The organism is Variovorax ginsengisoli, from assembly GCF_030486595.1.
GTDB classification, from domain to species: Bacteria; Pseudomonadota; Gammaproteobacteria; order Burkholderiales; family Burkholderiaceae_C; genus Variovorax; species Variovorax ginsengisoli_B.
The window spans coordinates 114,002-131,187 of sequence record NZ_JAUJZH010000001.1 but is presented as its reverse complement, the minus strand read 5'-3'; the positions used below and the strand labels follow the sequence as shown (position 1 = coordinate 131,187).

The 17,186-nt window shown below is 67.2% G+C and carries 15 protein-coding genes; 7 read left to right on the top strand and 8 right to left on the bottom strand.

The genetic code is table 11. The features are described from left to right. Positions 1–419 precede the first annotated feature (419 nt). The 3 genes from QZH52_RS00610 to gcl are packed head-to-tail and all read right to left on the bottom strand — an operon-like array spanning position 420 to position 3,953. Positions 420–1,325 (bottom strand): 2-hydroxy-3-oxopropionate reductase, encoded by a 906-nt coding sequence (locus tag QZH52_RS00610; RefSeq protein ID WP_301802369.1) that lies wholly within the window; start codon positions 1,323–1,325, stop codon positions 420–422. Between the two features lie 31 nt (positions 1,326–1,356). Continuing rightward, positions 1,357–2,136, bottom strand: a complete 780-nt coding sequence (gene hyi / locus QZH52_RS00605) for a hydroxypyruvate isomerase (protein ID WP_301802367.1) — start codon at positions 2,134–2,136, stop codon at positions 1,357–1,359. 23 nt (positions 2,137–2,159) lie between these two features. Then, the gene (gene gcl / locus QZH52_RS00600) at positions 2,160–3,953 is read right to left on the bottom strand and encodes a glyoxylate carboligase (RefSeq protein WP_301802365.1); all 1,794 of its coding nucleotides are present in this window, start codon (positions 3,951–3,953) and stop codon (positions 2,160–2,162) included. Positions 3,954–4,063: 110 nt separating this feature from the next. On the opposite strand from gcl, the gene QZH52_RS00595 reads away from it, so the two are divergent. Then, positions 4,064–5,002 carry a LysR family transcriptional regulator gene (locus tag QZH52_RS00595; protein WP_301802363.1) on the top strand — a complete coding sequence of 313 codons (939 nt, stop codon included), beginning with the start codon at positions 4,064–4,066 and terminating at the stop codon, positions 5,000–5,002. On the opposite strand, the gene QZH52_RS00590 is transcribed toward QZH52_RS00595, so the two are convergent. From QZH52_RS00590 to QZH52_RS00575, 4 genes are read right to left on the bottom strand one after another with little or no spacing between them, the layout of a single operon-like run. Next, positions 4,959–6,686 carry a peptidoglycan D,D-transpeptidase FtsI family protein gene (locus tag QZH52_RS00590; RefSeq protein ID WP_301802361.1) on the bottom strand — a complete coding sequence of 576 codons (1,728 nt, stop codon included), beginning with the start codon at positions 6,684–6,686 and terminating at the stop codon, positions 4,959–4,961. The genes QZH52_RS00595 and QZH52_RS00590 overlap by 44 nt on opposite strands. Positions 6,687–6,701: 15 nt before the next feature. Next, positions 6,702–7,778: an AI-2E family transporter gene (locus QZH52_RS00585; protein ID WP_301802360.1), complete on the bottom strand. Its 1,077-nt coding sequence runs from the start codon at positions 7,776–7,778 to the stop codon at positions 6,702–6,704. 50 nt (positions 7,779–7,828) lie between these two features. Continuing rightward, the gene (locus QZH52_RS00580; RefSeq protein WP_286536705.1) at positions 7,829–8,527 is read right to left on the bottom strand and encodes a GntR family transcriptional regulator; all 699 of its coding nucleotides are present in this window, start codon (positions 8,525–8,527) and stop codon (positions 7,829–7,831) included. Between the two features lie 7 nt (positions 8,528–8,534). Further along, complete coding sequence (locus tag QZH52_RS00575) at positions 8,535–9,857, bottom strand: C4-dicarboxylate transporter DctA (protein WP_301802355.1); 1,323 nt, start codon at positions 9,855–9,857, stop codon at positions 8,535–8,537. Between the two features lie 206 nt (positions 9,858–10,063). Between QZH52_RS00575 and QZH52_RS00570 the strand changes: the two genes are divergently transcribed. Then, entirely contained in the window at positions 10,064–10,558 is a 495-nt protein-coding gene (locus QZH52_RS00570; RefSeq protein ID WP_301802352.1) for a methyltransferase family protein, read from the top strand. 28 nt (positions 10,559–10,586) lie between these two features. Continuing rightward, positions 10,587–10,826: a hypothetical protein gene (locus QZH52_RS00565; protein WP_301802350.1), complete on the top strand. Its 240-nt coding sequence runs from the start codon at positions 10,587–10,589 to the stop codon at positions 10,824–10,826. A gap of 41 nt (positions 10,827–10,867) precedes the next feature. On the opposite strand, the gene QZH52_RS00560 is transcribed toward QZH52_RS00565, so the two are convergent. Further along, positions 10,868–11,608 carry an ATP-binding protein gene (locus QZH52_RS00560; protein ID WP_301802347.1) on the bottom strand — a complete coding sequence of 247 codons (741 nt, stop codon included), beginning with the start codon at positions 11,606–11,608 and terminating at the stop codon, positions 10,868–10,870. A 401-nt stretch (positions 11,609–12,009) separates the two neighbouring features. On the opposite strand from QZH52_RS00560, the gene QZH52_RS00555 reads away from it, so the two are divergent. The 4 genes from QZH52_RS00555 to QZH52_RS00540 all read left to right on the top strand — a co-directional run bounded on the left by QZH52_RS00555 (position 12,010) and on the right by QZH52_RS00540 (position 17,156). After that, positions 12,010–13,902 (top strand): adenosylcobalamin-dependent ribonucleoside-diphosphate reductase, encoded by a 1,893-nt coding sequence (locus tag QZH52_RS00555; protein WP_436411525.1) that lies wholly within the window; start codon positions 12,010–12,012, stop codon positions 13,900–13,902. A gap of 27 nt (positions 13,903–13,929) precedes the next feature. Then, positions 13,930–15,207, top strand: a complete 1,278-nt coding sequence (locus QZH52_RS00550; RefSeq protein WP_301802345.1) for an SAM-dependent methyltransferase — start codon at positions 13,930–13,932, stop codon at positions 15,205–15,207. Next, a complete protein-coding gene (locus tag QZH52_RS00545; RefSeq protein ID WP_301802342.1) occupies positions 15,191–16,552 on the top strand; it encodes an FAD-binding oxidoreductase in 1,362 nt (453 codons plus the stop codon). The genes QZH52_RS00550 and QZH52_RS00545 overlap by 17 nt, the downstream gene beginning before the upstream one ends. A gap of 91 nt (positions 16,553–16,643) precedes the next feature. Continuing rightward, positions 16,644–17,156, top strand: a complete 513-nt coding sequence (locus QZH52_RS00540; protein WP_301802340.1) for a universal stress protein — start codon at positions 16,644–16,646, stop codon at positions 17,154–17,156. Positions 17,157–17,186 lie beyond the last annotated feature (30 nt).

Below are 17,186 nucleotides of genomic sequence, written 5' to 3'. Positions count from 1 at the left end.
CCCAAAGTTCGCTCTCGGAGGTGGTTTGGTGGGTGGGTTCGGGAAAGCGTGGGGGGTGTGATGGAGAGGCGTGCGCCAGGAGAGGCCCGGCAAGCGGTGCGGGCCGGTCGACCCCACTGCGCCGGCCCTTCGGGCTTCCTTGCGGTGCTCGCTTCAGGCGGGGTCCGCGCAAACTCGCTTCGCTCAAACACGCGCGGCCCTTTTTCCGCCTGAAGCTGCGCTCCTCAGCGGCGCAGAGGGGATCGCCCGTCCCGCACCGCTTGCCGGGCTTGGGGGTGTTCAAAGCGCGATGACGTCTCCAACGCCGATGCAACCATAACGTGTCAGCGGTGGCGGGCGGTATTTACGGGGCCGGCCGTTGAGGCACAGGGCATACCGCCCGCCATCGCCACCCCGAAACGCGCCGCCGCCCCGGTCTGTCAACCAGCGTCCGGCGCAACAGGATGCTGCGCCATCGCCTCCAAGGCACGCACCAATGCCGAATGGTCCTCTTGCCCGTACCCCAGCGCCGAGCATGCGTTCATCAACTGCGCCGCACTCGCAGTCTGCGGCAGCGCCACCCCCAGCGCACGCGCCCCTTGCAGCGCCAGGTTCAGATCCTTCTGGTGCAAGGCGATGCGGAAGCCCGGTGCGAAGGTGCGCTTGATCATGCGCTCGCCGTGCACTTCGAGGATACGCGACGACGCGAAGCCGCCCATCAGTGCCTGCCGCACCTTCGCCGGATCGGCCCCGGCCTTGGAGGCGAACACCAGCGCCTCGCCGACCGCCGCGATGTTGAGCGCCACGATGATCTGATTGGCCACCTTGCAGACCTGCCCGTCGCCGACGTTGCCGACCAGCGTGATGTTCTTGCCCATCTTCTCGAGCAAGGGCCGAACGCGCCCGAACGTGCCTTCGTCGCCGCCGCACATGATCGTGAGGCTTGCTGCCTTCGCGCCCACCTCGCCGCCCGAGACCGGCGCATCGATGTAGCCGCAGCCCAGGCCGATGATCCGCTGCGCGAAGTCCTTGGTCGCGATCGGATCGATCGAGCTGCAATCGACCACCACCTTGCCCTTGGACAAGCCTGCGGCCACGCCGCCTTCGCCGAACAGCACCTTCTCGACGTCCGGCGTGTCCGGCACCATGATGAAGACGATGTCCGCCTGCCGCGCCACCTCGGTGGCCGACACGCAGACCCTGGCCCGCGAAGCGAACGGCTGCGGCACATCGCCGCGCGTGTTCACGAAGAGCGCATGGCCGGCATCGAGCAGGTGGCCTGCCATCGGCGCACCCATGATGCCGAGGCCGATAAAGCCGATTTTTTGTGCGTTCGTTTGCGTCATGTCGCGAGATGTCCTTGTCTTTGGTCTTTGGTTATTGGGTCAGCGCCGTGCGCCATCCGAGGCCGTCGAGCGTCGTGCCGCGCGGCTTGTATTCGCAGCCGATCCACCCGGCATAGCCCAGCGAATCGATGTGCTTGAACAGCCACGGGTAGTTGATCTCGCCCGTGCCCGGTTCGCCGCGCCCCGGGTTGTCGGCCAGCTGGATGTGGCCGATCCGGGCGATGTTCCGGGCCAGCGTGTTGCCGAGTTCGCCCTCCATGCGCTGCGCGTGGTAGATGTCGTACTGCACCCGCAGGTTGGGCGAGCCGACCTCGTCGATCAGTGCCAGCGCCTGGTCGGTGCGGTTCAGGTAGAAGCCCGGGATGTCGAAGGTGTTGATCGGCTCGATCAGCAGCCGGATGCCAGCGCCCAGCAACTCCTTCGATGCGAAGCGCAGGTTGTCGACCACCACCTTGCGCGCATCCGCATGCGTCACCCCTTCGGGCAGCTTGCCGAGCAGGCAGTTGACCTGCGGGCAGCCCAGCGCCGTGGCGTAGTCGATCGCGCGCGCCACGCCTTCGCGGAACTCGCCCACGCGGTCCGGATGGCAGCCGATGCCGCGCTCGCCCGCATCCCAGTTGCCGGCCGGCAGGTTGTGCAGCACCTGCGCCAGGCCGTTGTCGCGCAGGGCGGCGGCCAGCTCCTTCTTTTCGTAGGCGTAGGGGAACAGGTACTCGACGGCCTTGAAGCCGGCCTTGGCGGCGGCCTCGAAGCGCTGCATGAAGGGCAGCTCGGTGAACAGCATCGTGAGGTTGGCTGCGAACTTGGGCATGTGTTTGTCTCCTCGTGAATCGGTCAGTCCAACATCGCGGCCGCGATCGCCGTCGGTGCGTCCTCGGCGCTTTCGGCCAGCGCCTCGAATTCGTTGATGGCATCGATCTCGGTGCCCATCGCGATGTTGGTCACGCGCTCGAGCATCACCTCGATCACCACCGGCACGCCGAACTCGGCCATCAGCTGCTCGGCGCGCTGGATCGCCGGCGTCATCTCTTCCTGCTTGTAGACCCGGATCGCCTTGCAGCCCAGGCCCTCGACCACCTTCATGTGGTCGACGCCATAACTGCGCTCGACGCCGGCATCCTCGGCCGCGTTGATGTTGTCGAAGCCGAGCTGCACGCAGTAGTCCATCTCGAAGCCGCGCTGCGCCTGGCGGATCAGCCCGAGGTAGGAGTTGTTGACCACGATGTGGATGTAGGGCAGCTTGAACTGCGCGCCCACGGCCAGCTCCTCGATCATGAACTGGAAGTCGTAGTCGCCCGAGAGCGCGACGATCTTGCGGGTCGGGTCGGCCGCGCGAACGCCCAGCGCCGCCGGAATGGTCCAGCCCAATGGGCCGGCCTGGCCGCAATTGATCCAGTGGCGCGGGTTGTACACATGCAGGAATTGCGCCGCCGCGATCTGCGACAGGCCGATGGTGCTCACATAGCAGGTGTCGTGGCTGAAGTTGTTGTTCATGCACTGGTACACGCGCTGCGGCTTCATCGGCACGTCGGCGAAGTTGGTCTTGCGCAGCATCGTCTTCTTGCGCCCGCGGCACTCGCCGGCCCATTCGCCGCGGTCGCGCAACTGGCCCTTCGCCTTCATCTCCTCGGCCACCTGCACGAAGAGTTCGAGCGCCGCCCTGGCGTCCGACACGATGCCGAAGTCGGGCGTGAAGACGCGGCCGATCTGGGTCGGCTCGATGTCGACGTGCACGAAGGTGCGGCCCTTGGTGTAGACCTCGACCGAGCCGGTATGGCGGTTGGCCCAGCGGTTGCCGATGCCGAGCACGAAGTCCGACGCCAGCATGGTCGCGTTGCCATAGCGGTGGCTGGTCTGCAGGCCGCACATGCCGGCCATCAGCGGATGGTCGTCGGGGATCGCGCCCCAGGCCATCAGGGTCGGGATCACCGGCACGCCGGTGGCTTCGGCGAAGCGAACCAGCAGGTCGCTGGCGTCGGCGTTGATGACGCCGCCGCCGGCGACGATCAAGGGCCGTTCGGCGGCATTCAGCATCGCCAGCGCCTTCTCGACCTGGGCCCGCGTGGCGGCCGGCTTGTAGGGTGTAAGCGGCTCGTAGCTGTCGATGTCGAACTCGATCTGCGCCATCTGGACGTCGAAGGGCAGGTCGATCAACACCGGGCCGGGGCGGCCCGAGCGCATCAGGTGGAAGGCCTGCTGGAACACCTGCGGCACCTGGCCCGGCTCGCGCACCGTGACCGACCACTTGGTGACCGGCTTGGAGATCGACTCGATGTCGACCGCCTGGAAATCTTCCTTGTAGAGCCGGGCGCGCGGCGCCTGGCCGGTGATGCACAGGATCGGGATCGAATCGGCCCAGGCCGAGTAGAGGCCGGTGATCATGTCGGTGCCGGCCGGCCCCGAGGTGCCGATGCACACGCCGATGTTGCCGGCCACTGCGCGGGTGTAGCCCTCGGCCATGTGCGAGGCGCCTTCGACGTGGCGCGCCAGGATGTGGGCGATGCTGCCCTGCTTGCGCAATGCCGAATACAGTGGGTTGATGGCGGCGCCGGGAACGCCGAAGGCCTGGGTCACGCCTTCCTTTTCCATCACGAGCACAGCGGCCTGGGCCGCGGTCATCTTTGCCATGCGAGTCTCCTTGGGTTGGGCTCGACTGTAGGAATTCGGGCCGGTTTGCAGAAGACGGCTCGCGGCCATAAAGCCTATTCCTGGGTGGAATAACTGGCTACCATCCGGGGATGGACCGATTGCTGGCGATGGAGATGTTCGTGCGCGTGGTGGAGACCGGCAGCTTCTCCAAGGCGGCGCGCGAGTTCAACACCACCCAGCCCACTGTCACCAAGCAGGTCGCGGCCACCGAGGCCCGTCTCGGGGCCCGGCTCCTGAACCGCAACACCCGCGGCGTCAGCCTCACCGAAGCGGGCGCGCTCTATTACGAGAAGTGCAAGTCGATCGTGCGCGAGGCCGAGGAGGCCGAGAGCATCGTCAAGCTCCGCCAGTCGCAGGCGCAGGGCCTGCTGCGGATCGGCACCTCGACCGCCTTCGGCCGCCGGGTGGTGGTGCCGCTGGCGCTCGAATTCATGGCCCGGCACCCGCAGGTGCAGGTCGACCTGAGCTTCGAGGATCGCTATGTCGACCTGGTGGCGCAGGGCATCGACGTGGCGATCCGCATGGGCAAGCTGGCCGATTCGTCGCTGGGCGCGCGTTTCCTCGGGATGAATCCATGGGTGATGGTGGCGGCGCCGGCCTATCTCCGGGCCCACGGAGCGCCCAAGAAGGCCCAGGACCTGAGCGCCCACGTGGCGCTGATCTACAGCAGCGTGGTCGGCGACGACGTCTGGCACCTGCACACGCCCAAGGGCGAGCCGGTCACGGTGCCGGTGTCGGGCCGACTGCGCTCGAACAACGTGTCGGCCGTGCTGGCCGCCGCGCGGGCCGGCCTCGGCATCGCGCTGATGCCGCGCTACGTGGCGAGCGATTCGCTGGCGTCGGGGCAGGTGAGCGAAGTGCTGGCCGACCATGGGCTGGCCGAGCAGGAGATCCACGCCGTGTTCCCCTCGCCCAAGCTGGTGCCGGGCAAGGTGTCGAGCTTCGTCGCCTTCCTGCAGGGCCGCTTCGGCGAGCAGTGGTGGCTCAATGCGCCTGCGACGCCACCGGAAGATCGGGCAGCACGTTGAGGATCCGCAGCGTCTGCTGCACCACGGCGCTGAACACCGGCGCCGCCACCAGGCCGCCGAAGTACTTGCCGGCGCTCGGCTCGTCGATCATCACCGCGACGATGATGCGCGGCTTGTCGATCGGCGACATGCCGGTGTACCAGGCGCGGTATTTGTTGCTCGCATAGCCCTTGCCGACCTGCTTGTGGGCGGTGCCGGTCTTGCCGCCGACCGAATAGCCTTCGGTCTGCGCCAGCGGCGCGGTGCCGCCGGGCGCGGCCGCCATGTGCATCATCTTGCGGACCTGGGCCGCGACCAGCTCCGAGAACACCGGGACGCCGACCGGTGGCTCATGGGTCTTGAGCATGGTGATCGGGATCACCTTGCCGCCGTTGGCGAACGCGGTGTAGGCATGGGCGATCTGGAACAGCGAGGCCGACAGGCCGTAGCCGTACGACATCGTGGCCTGCTCGATCGGGCGCCAGGACTTCCAGGGCCGCAGCCGGCCGGTCACGGCGCCCGGGAACTGGGTCTGAGGCTTCTGCCCGAAGCCGAGCGAGGTGTAGGAGTCCCACATCTCCTTGGGCGTCATGCGCTGCGAGATCTTGGTGGCGCCCACGTTGCTCGACTTCTGGATCACCGTCTCGGTCGTCAGGACGCCGAAGTTCTCGTCGTCGTGGATGGTGGCGCCGGCCACCGTGATGCGGCCCGGATTGGTGTCGATCACGGTCTGCGGCGTGATCCGGCCCAGCTGCAGCGCGGTCGCCACGGTGATCGGCTTCATCGTCGAGCCGGGTTCGAAGACGTCGGTCATGGCCCGGTTGCGCAGCTGCTCGCCGGTCATCTTGCGGCGGTCGTTGGGGTCGAAGCTCGGGTAGTTGGCCATCGCCAGCAGTTCGCCGGTGGCCGCATCGACCACCACCGCGCTGCCGGCCCTGGCCTTGTTGGCGACCACGGCGTCGCGCAGCGTCTCGTAGGCGACCGCCTGCACCCGGTCGTCCAGGCTCAGCTGGACATCGTGGCCGTCGACCGGCGGCACCTGCTCGCCCAGGTCCTCGACGACCGCGCCGAGCCGGTTCTTGATCACCCGGCGCGAGCCGGCCTTGCCCGACAGTTCCTTGTCGAAGGCCAGCTCGATGCCCTCCTGGCCGACGTCCTCGACGTTGGTGAAGCCGGCCACGTGCGCCGCCGCCTCGCCCTCGGGGTACTGGCGCTTGTACTCGCGGCGCTGGTAGATGCCCTTGATGTCGAGCGCCGCGATCTGCTTGGCGACGCCGTCGTCGACCTGGCGCTTGAGCCAGACGAAGCTCTTGTCCTCTCCGAGCTTGCGCGAGACCTCGGCCACCGGCATGCCGAGCAGTTCGGCGAGCTTGCGCAGGCGGGGGGCCAGCGCCGGGTCGTCCTGGTCGACGTCTTCCGGAATCGCCCAGATGCTGGGCGCCGGCACGTCGGAGGCCAGGATCAGCCCGTTGCGGTCGAGGATGTGGCCGCGGCTGGCCGGCAGCTCGAGCGTGCGGGCGTAGCGCGCCTCGCCCTGGTGCTGGAAGAAGTCGTTGTCGATCACCTGCACGTCGATCGCGCGGCCGGCCAGCACGGCGAAGCCCAGCGCGATGCCGGCGACGATGAACTTGCTGCGCCAGGCCGGCGTCTTGCTCGCCAGCAAGGGGCTGGTGGCGTAGCGCAGGCTGGGCCCGCTGCGATTCATGGTTCGGGTTCCCTGTCAGGACAATGGGGGCGGCGCGTTGTCGTCGGCTTCGTTCGAGGAGGCGAACAGATCCCAGGCCGCCATGAAGAGCGCCGCGATCACCGGGCCGATCACGAAGCCGTTGATGCCGAACAGCGCGATCCCGCCGATGGTCGACATCAGCACCACGTAGTCGGGCATCTGGGTGTCCTTGCCGACCAGCAGGGGCCGCAGGATGTTGTCGACCAGGCCGATCACGAAGACGCCGACGAAGATCAGGCCGAGGGCCTTGGCCGTGGCGCCGACGGCCAGGAAGTAGATCGCCACCGGACCCCAGATCAGCGCCGCGCCGACCGCCGGCAGCAGCGACAGGAAGGCCATCAGCGCCCCCCAGAGCAGCGAGCCCTGCAAGCCCATCAGCGAGAAGGTAACGCCGCCGATGAGGCCCTGCGCCGCCGCCACCGCGACGTTGCCCTTGATGGTGGCGCGGATCACGGTGGTGAACTTGTTCAGCAGGTAGTGGGTGTGCGGCTTGGCCAGCGGCAGCGAGGCGCGGATCGTCTTCGACAGCTCGGCGCCGTCGCGCAGCAGGAAGAACAGCAGGTACAGCATGATGCCGAAGCTGATGAGGAATTCGAAAGTGTTCTGGCCGATCGCCACGGCGTGGGTGGCGATCGCCTGGCTGCCCCGGGCGGCCGCCTGCGAGACCTGCTTGATCAGGCCTTCGACGTTGCCGAGGCCGAAGCGGTCGAGCAGGCTCAGCGCCCATTTCGGGATCGCGTTGACCACCTGCTGGAAGTAGCTGGAGAAGCTGATGTCGCCGGAGCGGATCTTCTGCGACAGCAGCGACACTTCCTCGACCAGCGACAGGCTGACCGCGACCAGTGGGATGATCACCACCACCATCGCCATCAGCAGCGTCGTGATGGCGGCCAGGTTGCGCCGGCCGCCCATCTTCTTGAGCAGCCGCCGGTAGATCGGAGTGAACAGGATCGCGAGGGCGAGGCCCCACATCACGGCACCGAAGAAGGGGAAGAGGATCCATCCGAAGGCGATCGTGACGACCGCCAGCAGGAAGAGAAAGGTGCCGCGCTGCAGCGCTGGTGAATTCATAGCCGGATCGACTTTAGCCGAAACCGCCTTCGTTTCAGGGTCGACGCGTGTCAGCGGATGCCGCGAGGCAGTGCGACCGGCGCCAGCGTGCTGCGCAGGCGTTCGTCGGCGTCGGGCTGCGGCGGGGCCTCGACCTGCAGCGCCTGCTCGACGTTGCCGATGTGGTCGAGCATCAGTTGCCGGGCGTGGGGCGTGTCGCCGGCTTCCAGCGCGGCCACGATCGCGGCGTGCTCGGCGCACGACTCGACCGCTTCGTGCCGCGACTGGAAGAGGGTGGCCGCCAGGGTGGTGCGTGCGGTCAGGTCGCGCAGCACGTCGCACAGCAGGCGGTGGCCCATCTGGTCGGCCAGGCAGACGTGGAAGTCAGCCAGCAGAAAGGCGCGGGTGGCGGCGTCGGCGCCGGCGATTGCGCGCTGCTCGTCGGCGATGTGCTCGCGCAGCTTGCGGATCACCTTGGCGAGCGGCCGGCCGGCTTCGGCCAGGATGCCGGCTTCGACGATGCGGCGGGCGGCGAAGGCGTCGCGTGCCTCGTCGGCCGAGGGTTCGACCACGTACCAGCCGCGCCGCGACTGGACCTCTACAAAGCCGCGTGCCTGCAATTGCATCAGCGCCTCGCGCACCATGGTCCGGCTGACGCCGAAGTTCTCGGCCAGGGCCTGCTCGCCGAGCCGCTCCCCGGGCGCCAGCTTCTGCGCCAGGATGGCTTCGACCACGCGCTCGGCGATGTGGGTGGGCGTGACGTCGGTCATCGGCGGGTCAATGGGTGGCCGGGATGGCGGCCGGCGAGCCCGGTTCGGCCAAGGGCTCGTCTTCGGGCGAGTGCGTGCCGTTGAGCACCGCATGGGCCCGTTCGCGGTCGATGTCGCCCTCCCAGGCGGCGATCGCCACGGTGGCCACGCAGTTGCCGATCAAGTTGCCGAGCGCGCGGGCAATGCCCATGAACCAGTCGACTGACAGCACCAGCACCAGCCCGATGGCGGGGATCGCGGGGATGGCGTGCAAAGTGGCGGCCAGCACCACGATGGCCGAGCCCGGCACGCCGTGCGCACCCTTGGAGGTGACCAGCGCGATCGCGAGGATGGTCAGCAGGTCGGCCATCGAGATCGGCGTGTTGGTGGCCTGGGCGATGAACACCGCGGCCAGCGTGATGTAGATCGAGAAGGCGTCGAGGTTGAACGAGTAGCCGGTCGGAATCACCAGGCCCACGGTCGAGTCGCGGATGCCCATGTGGCGCAGCTTGGCCATGATCTGCGGCAGCACGCTGTCGGAGGAGGTGGTGGCGAAGACGATGGTGAGCTCTTCGCGCAGGTAGCGCAGCAGCTTGACAAGGCTGAAGCCCGACAGGCGCATCACCAGCCCGAGCACCACGAAGACGAAGAACAGCACCGCGACATAGAACAGCGCCACCAGCATGCCCAGCTGCTTGAGCGAGCCGACGCCGTACTGCCCGACGGTGAACGCGATGGCGCCCAGCACGCCCAGCGGCGCCAGCTTGATGATGATGCCCATGATCTTGAACAGCACCAGCGAGAGCGCATCGACCACCTGCGCCACCGGGCGGCCGCGTTCGCCGAGCAAGGTCAGCGCGCAGCCGAACAGCACCGCGAACAGCAGCACCTGCAGCACGTCGCCGGTCGCGAAGGCGTTGACCACCGTGGTCGGGATCAGCTTCATCAGGAACTCGACCGTGCCGCCGCTGGTGAGCTTGTCGGCGGTCGAGGCATAGGCGCTCATGGCCGCCGGGTCGAGCTTGGACGGGTCGACGTTCATGCCGACGCCGGGCTTGAAGACGAAGGCCAGCACCAGCCCGAGCGCCAGGGCGACGGTGGTCAGCACCTCGAAGTAGACCAGCGCCTTGACCCCGACCCGGCCGACCCGCCGGAGGTCGCCGGCGCCCGAGATGCCGTGCACCACGACGCAGAACACCAGCACCGGGATGATCATCTTGATCAGCTTGATGAAGCCGTCGCCGAGAGGCTTGAGCTTGACGGCGAAGTCCGGGAAGAACAGGCCCGCCACGACGCCGAGCACCAGCGCGATGACCACCTGACCGAAAAGCGATTTGGCGAAACGTGGCATGAAGATTCCTCATGAAGGTTTGCATGCAAGCTGCACGTTGTCTTGCATACAAGAAATGTAGGCAAGATTCGAAAGGGGGTGTTTGAGGGTATTCCCGGGTGCGCGGTGTAGAACTCGCGGCGACGACGACCTCGCACAGGACATCACGCGACGCCAGCGCTCGCCCAATCCGCACGATTCTCGGAGGCGTTGAGTACGATCCTGTCGTGCAGCGCGCCCCCGCGATCATCGGTTCCGCGATCTTCCTGGTCATCGCTCCGGGCACGCTCGCCGTGTACCTCCCTTGGTACCTCACTCTCTGGCACTTCGCGCCTGCGCTGTTCCCGACCGCGCGCGTGCTCGGCGCCGCCCTGATCGTGGCCGGGTTGCCCATCTTGCTCGATTCATTCGCTCGCTTCGCGTTGCAGGGCCTCGGCACGCCGGCACCCGTCATGCCTCCCAAGCGCCTCGTCGTCACCGGGCTCTATCGCTACGTCCGCAATCCGATGTACGTCGCAGTCACGGCGTTGATCGCCGGCCAGGGCCTCCTGTTCGGGAGCGTCATGGTGCTGGGGTACGGCGCGATCGTGTGGGCCGGATTCTTCTTGTTCGTTGTCGCCTACGAAGAGCCTGTGCTGGGCGAGCAGTTCGGCGACGAGTACAAGCGCTACCGGGCGAACGTGAGGCGATGGCTACCGCGCATCACCCCATGGCGCGGGTAGGCGGCAAAGACGATCCAGCCCGAGCGCGATGCTGGCGGCCAGTGCCTATGCACAGAATCCGCCAGGTGCATCGTCCGAGCAGCAGACAATCACCAACAGCAAGCAGCAGAGCCGGGCACAGGCCAAGGTGGACGCGCGCCCGCAAGGGAAGGCGAAGAAGCCGGTCGGCGACGAAGCGAAGTCATCCGGGATCAGCGCCATCGCCACGGGCAAGGACGCGGCCGCCGGAAAAGCGGGCATCGGCAAGGAGTGGGCGATGCATGGATGAAGCGCGTGAGGCTGACGGCGTCTGCCGACCCAACTCGATCGTCACGCGTTCGCCATGTCACCCGGACCTTGTCGGAGACCCTCGGAGGCAGACTGCGGCAGGATCAGGGTCGCGGTCACGCCACCCTGCCGACAGGACAGTTCGAGGCGTCCTCCCGACTGACGGGCGAAGCCATCGGTGGCCGCGAGGCCCATGCCGGCCTTCGGGTCGTTGGTCTTGGTGGTGACGAACGGGAGCATCGCGCGACCCGCAAGATCGGCTGCCATGCCGACACCATCGTCGGCCACCGAGATGGCCACCGCAGGGCTGCCGTCGTCGGCAGTGGCGGCATTTGCCGAGAGCTGAATTCGTCCCCCATCACGCATGGCGTCGCGCGCGTTGATGACCAGATTCAAGAGCGCATCCCGAAGGGCTTCACCGTCCGCGAAGCACAGTGGACAGTCGTGGCCAACGTCGACGAACACGCGCACGCGCATGTCCAGCGTCTGAAACAGGCTGTTGCCCAGGTCGGACAGGAAGGGAAGCAACTCGAGCCGGGCAGGCGCCAGGGACTGCGCGCCGGCGTAGGCGAGCATCTGGCTGGCGAACAACTCGGCCCGATGGACAGAAGGCCACAGCTGCGGCGCGATGATCCGATCGTCCTTCGGGAATCCGTCCGCCGCCTTCTGCGCCGCCGTGAAGGTCTCGCGCATCCCGGCTGCCAAGGCCTGGACGGCTCTGGCAGCGGCGATCAACAGCGCTCGATCATGATCACTGCCAATCTCCTGAGCGCATGCGTTCATAGATCAACTCCCGCCTGCGCGACCCAGGCCCGGAGGGCGAGGTTGGGGGGCGTTTCGTGGGGGATAGAAATTCTATCTCTCCCAATGAAACTATCAACAATAGCGCGTCCAGTTCGCGTTTCAAAGCGGCGGTCCTTTCGCCAGATCAAGTTCGAATTCGGCGCCGCGCTTGATGCTCGAATCTGTGACAGCCAACTCGTTCCCTCACGCATGGTGCTCGGTGACCTGATGACGCTGTGCGACCACCCATCGGCGGTGCCGTCGACTGAATGAGGGGTCGCCTTGCGCAAGCTCGGGATCTGTGCGGCACGACGCAGCGCCCGCGGTTGCGCTAGCGCAAGTCCGAAGGGGTGGCCGCGGCGATCATGGGGTTTCCAAAGTGCTCACTCCTGGTGATGCCCATGGCAATCGATGCCCCCGGCGGCCCGTCATTTCCCGCGTTGCCCGCACAGCCCATCAGCCGCGACGTGCTGATCGAAAAATACGCCCGAGAGGGCGAGCGCGACATCGACGACATTCATCGCCGCGTGGCGCGCGCCCTGGCGCAGGCCGAAAAGCCGGAGCATCGCGAGGCCTGGGCATCGCGGTTTCTCCAGGCGCTGCGAAGTGGCTTCCTGCCCGCGGGACGCATTCAATCGGCAGCCGGCACCACGCTGTTGACCACCCTCATCAATTGCTTCGTGCAACCCATAGGAGATTCGATCACGGGGGATGACGAGGGATACCCAGGCATCTATGTCGCCCTGGCCGAGGCGGCCGAGACGATGCGCCGTGGCGGTGGCGTGGGCTACGACTTCTCGCGCATCCGGCCGCGGGGCGCCTGGGTGGCCGGTACGCAGTCGAGCGCGTCCGGGCCCGTGCCGTTCATGCGGGTATTCGACTGCTCCTGCCAGACCCTCGAATCTTCCGGGGCCCGGCGCGGCGCCCAGATGGGCGTGCTGCGCTGCGACCATCCCGACATCGAGGACTTCGTCCGCGCGAAGGACCACGGCGAACTGTCGAACTTCAACCTGTCGGTGGGGCTGACCGATGCGTTCATGGAGGCGGTTTGCGGTGACCGGTCCATCGAGTTGGTGCATCGGGCCGAGCCAGGCCCCCGCATCCGCACCGGCGCCCACCATCGGCGCGGCGACGGGCTTTGGGTGTATGGGGTGCGGCACGCGCGAGCACTGTGGGACCAGATCATGCGGTCGGCCTACGCGCATGCGGAGCCCGGTGCGCTGTTCCTGGGCCGCATCAACGCCGATAACAACCTGTCGGCGTGCGAAACACTCGCGGCCTGCAATCCCTGTGGCGAGCAGCCCTTGCCGCCCTATGGCGCCTGCTGCCTCGGATCGATCGACCTCACGCGCTTCGTGGAGGATCCGTTCGAGCCTTCCGCACGATTCGATGACGTGGGCTTCGCCCGCCTGGCCGGCGTGGCCGTGCGCATGCTGGACAACGTGCTGGACATCACCGCCTGGCCCCTGGAGCGACAGCGCCAGGAGGCGCTCGGCAAGCGGCGCATCGGACTGGGTTTTACCGGGCTGGGCGATGCGCTGGTCATGCTCAACCTGCGGTACGACGACCCCGAAGGCCGCGAAGCGGCGCGGCGAATTGCGCGGACTCTTCGGGATGCGGCCTATGTCGCATCGTGCGAACTCTCCCGGGAGCGAGGCGCGTTTGCACTTTTCGATGCCGACGCCTACCTGGGCCGGGACACTTTCGCGTCCCGCCTTCCGCCGCCGCTGAAGGCGCGAATTCGCGCCCACGGCATGCGCAATTCCCACCTGCTGTCGATCGCACCCGCCGGCACCATCAGCCTGGCCTTCGCGGACAACGCGAGCAACGGCATCGAGCCGGCGTACGCCTGGACCTTCGTGCGGCGCAAGCGCCTGGCCGAGGGCGGCATCGAGGACTATGCGGTCGAGGACCATGCGCTAAGGCTCTTTCGCCAGCGCAAGGGCGCGCAGGCCGCGCTCGGCCCGGCCTTCGTCACGGCGCATCAGATGAGCGCGCTGGCGCATGTGGAGATGGTGGCGGCGGTGGCGCCCTACATCGACGCGGCCATTTCAAAGACGGTCAATGTGCCCGCCGACTGCTCCTACGAGGAATTCAAGGACTTGTACTTGCACGCCTGGCGCTGCGGGCTCAAGGGCCTGGCGACGTTCCGGCCCGGCGCGGGGCTCGGTGCGGTACTGACTCCTTTCCCGGCAACGGCCGGGGCGCGGTGCCGCCAGGCACCTGCCCGGGCCGGGGAACGAGACGCGTCGTTGCTTGATGTGCGTCAAGCGCCTCCCGCGATGCCACCCTAGGATCGAATCCTCGCTGCCGACACGCCCATGCCCGACGACGCCTCTCAACGACACCGGCACGCCCAGCGTGCCGGCGACACCACGATGTTGTCAGCGCCCTTGCGCAACATGCTGGACGGCATCGGCGAGCGAGCGGCAACCTGCTTCGCGGTCGTCATGCCCGATGGCAGCCGTTTTCCGGTTGGCGAGGGCGCCCCGGTCTTCACCATCACATTCCATACCGAGGCCGCCCTGTTCGCCACTGCAACGCGGGGCCACATTGGTTTGATGGAGGCCTACTTCGGCCAGGAAGTGGATGTCGAGGGCGACTTCGGCGCCGGCCTGGCAGCCGGCATGGCCTCGGGATTCGACCGGCAGGCCGGCGCGCTCAACGGGATCGAGAACAATCTGCACGAATTCCGCCACTCCAACCGCAACCCGGCCCAGGCCAAGGCGAACGCGCGAGCGCACTACGGCCTGGGCACCGGCTTCTATCGGCTGTGGCTGGACGACCCGCTGATGATGTACACCTGCGGCTACTGGCCCGAGGGAACGCGCAGCCTGGAAGAAGCGCAGCGCCACAAGATCGATCATGTGGCCCGCAAGATACTGCTGAAGCCCGAAGACCGCTTCATCGACATCGGCTGCGGCTTCGGCGGCTTCATGTTTCGTGCCCAGGAAACCATCGGCGCAACGGGCGTCGGCCTCAATACCACCACCGAACAGGTCGAGTGGCTGCGCGACGAGATTGCGCGGCGCGGGCTGGAGGGATCGCTGCAGGTGCGCGAGGCCGATTTCCGGGATGTCGACGCGCAGTACGACAAGGTCGTCTCGATCGGCACGCTCGAACACGCGGGGCGCGACCAGCTCCCCGAAGTGATCCAGGCGCACGCGCAGTTCCTGAAGCCGGGCGGCCTCGGCATCCTGCACTTCATCGGCCATGTGGGGCGATTCGAGACCGAGCTCTTCATCCGGAAGCACGTGTTCCCCGGCGGCTGGATCCCCAGCCTGGCCGACGTGATCGTGGAAATGGAGCGCAGGGGACTGGAAGTGCTGGACATCGAGAACCTGCGGCGGCACTACGCCCCCACGCTCGATGCCTGGGCCGAGCGGTTCGAGCAGCAGTGGCCCGCCATACAGGCGCTGGATCCGCAGCGCTTCGACGAGCGCTTTCGACGCCTCTGGCGCACTTACCTGATGGGCTGCGCCGAGATGTTCCGCTCGCCGGCAGGCTATACGCACCTTTTTCAGATCGTCTTCAGCAAGGGCAATGCAAGCAGCGGCTACCCGATGAGCCGTGGACATCTGTATGGTCCCGAGCGCTGAGGGCTTGGCCCATGCGGCGCGAAGAACCCGCCTGCTGGCCGCGCTGAATGCAGGAGAGCCGGGACCTGCGGCGCAGGTTGCGCTTGCCAAGCGCACGTCCAACCTCTTCCGCGACCGCGAAGCGGGCCCGCGCCGCCGGATCGACCTCCGAGACTTCGACCACGTCATCGGCCTCGACATTGCGCGCAACACCGTCGAGGTCGAGGGCATGGCAACCTATGAGAGCCTGGTCGCGGCCACGCTGCGGCACGGGATGATGCCGGCCGTGGTGCCGCAGCTCAAGACCATCACGGTGGGTGGCGCGGTGGCGGGCGTGGGCATCGAGGCGACTTCGATGCGCCAGGGACTGGTGCATCATTCGATGCTGGAACTCGACGTCCTGCTGCCGGATGGGCGCATCGTGAATTGCACGCCTGACAACGCATGCCGCGACCTGTTCTTCGGCTTTCCCAACTCCTACGGCTCGCTCGGCTACGCGTTGCGGCTGGTGTTGCGCACCTTGCCCGTGCAGCCCTGCGTACGCGTTGAGCACGTCGCCTTCGACCACCCCCAGGGCTTCTTCGCGGCCTTGGCCGAGGCCTGCATGGGCGACGCCGATTTCGTCGACGGCGTGGTGTTCGGCGCCCGTTCGCTGGTGCTGAACGTCGCGCGCTTCGAGACTTCCGCGCCTTGGCTGAGCAACTACGAGTTCAGGCGCATCTACTACCGGTCGCTGCTGGAAATGCCGGTGGACCACCTGAGCGTGCATGACTATCTCTGGCGCTGGGATACCGACTGGTTCTGGTGCTCGCGCAACGTTGGCGCGCAGAACCCGGTGATGCGCCAGCTGTTTGGCCGCCGGCACCTGAACTCTCGGACCTACACGCGGCTCATGCGCCTGAATGCCCGCTGGGGCATCACCAGGCGCCTGGCCAGGTGGCGCGGGCTGCACACCGAATCGGTCATCCAGGACGTCGACATTCCGTTGCGCGCGGCGCCCGACTTCCTGGAGTTCCTGCAGCGCGAGATCGGCATCCTGCCTGTCTGGATCTGCCCGATGCGTGCCCCCGACCCAGGCGTGGTGTTTCCTCTGTTTCCGCTCGGGGCAGGCACGCTGTATGTCAACTTCGGCTTCTGGGATGTCGTCGAGCGCCGCGAAGCCCACGAGCCCGGCCATTTCAATCGGCTGGTCGAGCAGGAAGTGCTGCGCCTGGGCGGCATCAAGTCGCTCTACTCGGACAGCTTCTTTACGCGCGAGGAGTTCGACCGCGCCTACGACATGGACGCGTACGCCCGGCTCAAGCAGCGCTACGACCCCGAGGGCCACGCCCCGCACCTGTTCGACAAGTGCGTACTGAATCGCTGAGCCCGCGCACGACTGTTTGCGCCGCGTCAAGGTGGGCGCGCGCGCGGTGGCAATACTGGAAGGCACCTTGATCTGTGCAAAGGAAGATGCCATGTACCAGCGAATCCTCGTTCCCGTCGACGGCAGCGCCACATCGATGTGCGGCCTCGATGAAGCCATCCGCGTTGCCAAGTTGACCGACGGGCAGGTTCGGCTCCTCTATGTGATCGACGAGCTTTCGTTCGCGCTCGCAATGGGCAGCGAGTCCGCCTACGCCAGCGATGCGGTGAACACCATGCGCTCGGAAGCCAAGCGGATTCTCGATGCGGCGCTGGCCACGGCAAAGTCTGCGGGCGTGGAGGCGGACACGCGCTTTCGCGACACTTTCCCCTCTTCCCTGCAGGACCAGGTGGCGGCCGAGGCGCGCGACTGGGGCGCCGACCTCATCGTCCTGGGAACGCATGGACGGCGTGGCGCAAAGCGGCTGTTGCTGGGCAGCGGGGCGGAACGCATCCTGCGCCTCGCGCCCGTCCCGGTCCTGCTGGTCCGTCCGCCGGACGAGAAGGACGCCGCCGCCGACTTGCTGCGCGCCAGCGCTTCTGTGGTCGCCCTGGCCGGCAAATGACGCCGCGAACGAGGGCGCCATCGATACGCG

Bases quoted from the DNA above. Each gene is read 5' to 3' on its own strand.
- QZH52_RS00585 (WP_301802360.1), bottom strand. From the start codon at position 7,778: ATGAATTCACCAGCGCTGCAGCGCGGCACCTTTCTCTTCCTGCTGGCG.
- QZH52_RS00560 (WP_301802347.1), bottom strand. From the start codon at position 11,608: ATGAACGCATGCGCTCAGGAGATTGGCAGTGATCATGATCGAGCGCTG.
- QZH52_RS00580 (WP_286536705.1), bottom strand. From the start codon at position 8,527: ATGACCGACGTCACGCCCACCCACATCGCCGAGCGCGTGGTCGAAGCC.
- QZH52_RS00540 (WP_301802340.1), top strand. From the start codon at position 16,644: ATGTACCAGCGAATCCTCGTTCCCGTCGACGGCAGCGCCACATCGATG.
- QZH52_RS00610 (WP_301802369.1), bottom strand. From the start codon at position 1,325: ATGACGCAAACGAACGCACAAAAAATCGGCTTTATCGGCCTCGGCATC.
- QZH52_RS00550 (WP_301802345.1), top strand. From the start codon at position 13,930: ATGCCCGACGACGCCTCTCAACGACACCGGCACGCCCAGCGTGCCGGC.
- QZH52_RS00575 (WP_301802355.1), bottom strand. From the start codon at position 9,857: ATGCCACGTTTCGCCAAATCGCTTTTCGGTCAGGTGGTCATCGCGCTG.
- QZH52_RS00590 (WP_301802361.1), bottom strand. From the start codon at position 6,686: ATGAATCGCAGCGGGCCCAGCCTGCGCTACGCCACCAGCCCCTTGCTG.
- gcl (WP_301802365.1), bottom strand. From the start codon at position 3,953: ATGGCAAAGATGACCGCGGCCCAGGCCGCTGTGCTCGTGATGGAAAAG.
- QZH52_RS00565 (WP_301802350.1), top strand. From the start codon at position 10,587: ATGCTGGCGGCCAGTGCCTATGCACAGAATCCGCCAGGTGCATCGTCC.
- QZH52_RS00555 (WP_436411525.1), top strand. From the start codon at position 12,010: ATGGCAATCGATGCCCCCGGCGGCCCGTCATTTCCCGCGTTGCCCGCA.
- QZH52_RS00545 (WP_301802342.1), top strand. From the start codon at position 15,191: ATGGTCCCGAGCGCTGAGGGCTTGGCCCATGCGGCGCGAAGAACCCGC.
- hyi (WP_301802367.1), bottom strand. From the start codon at position 2,136: ATGCCCAAGTTCGCAGCCAACCTCACGATGCTGTTCACCGAGCTGCCC.
- QZH52_RS00595 (WP_301802363.1), top strand. From the start codon at position 4,064: ATGGACCGATTGCTGGCGATGGAGATGTTCGTGCGCGTGGTGGAGACC.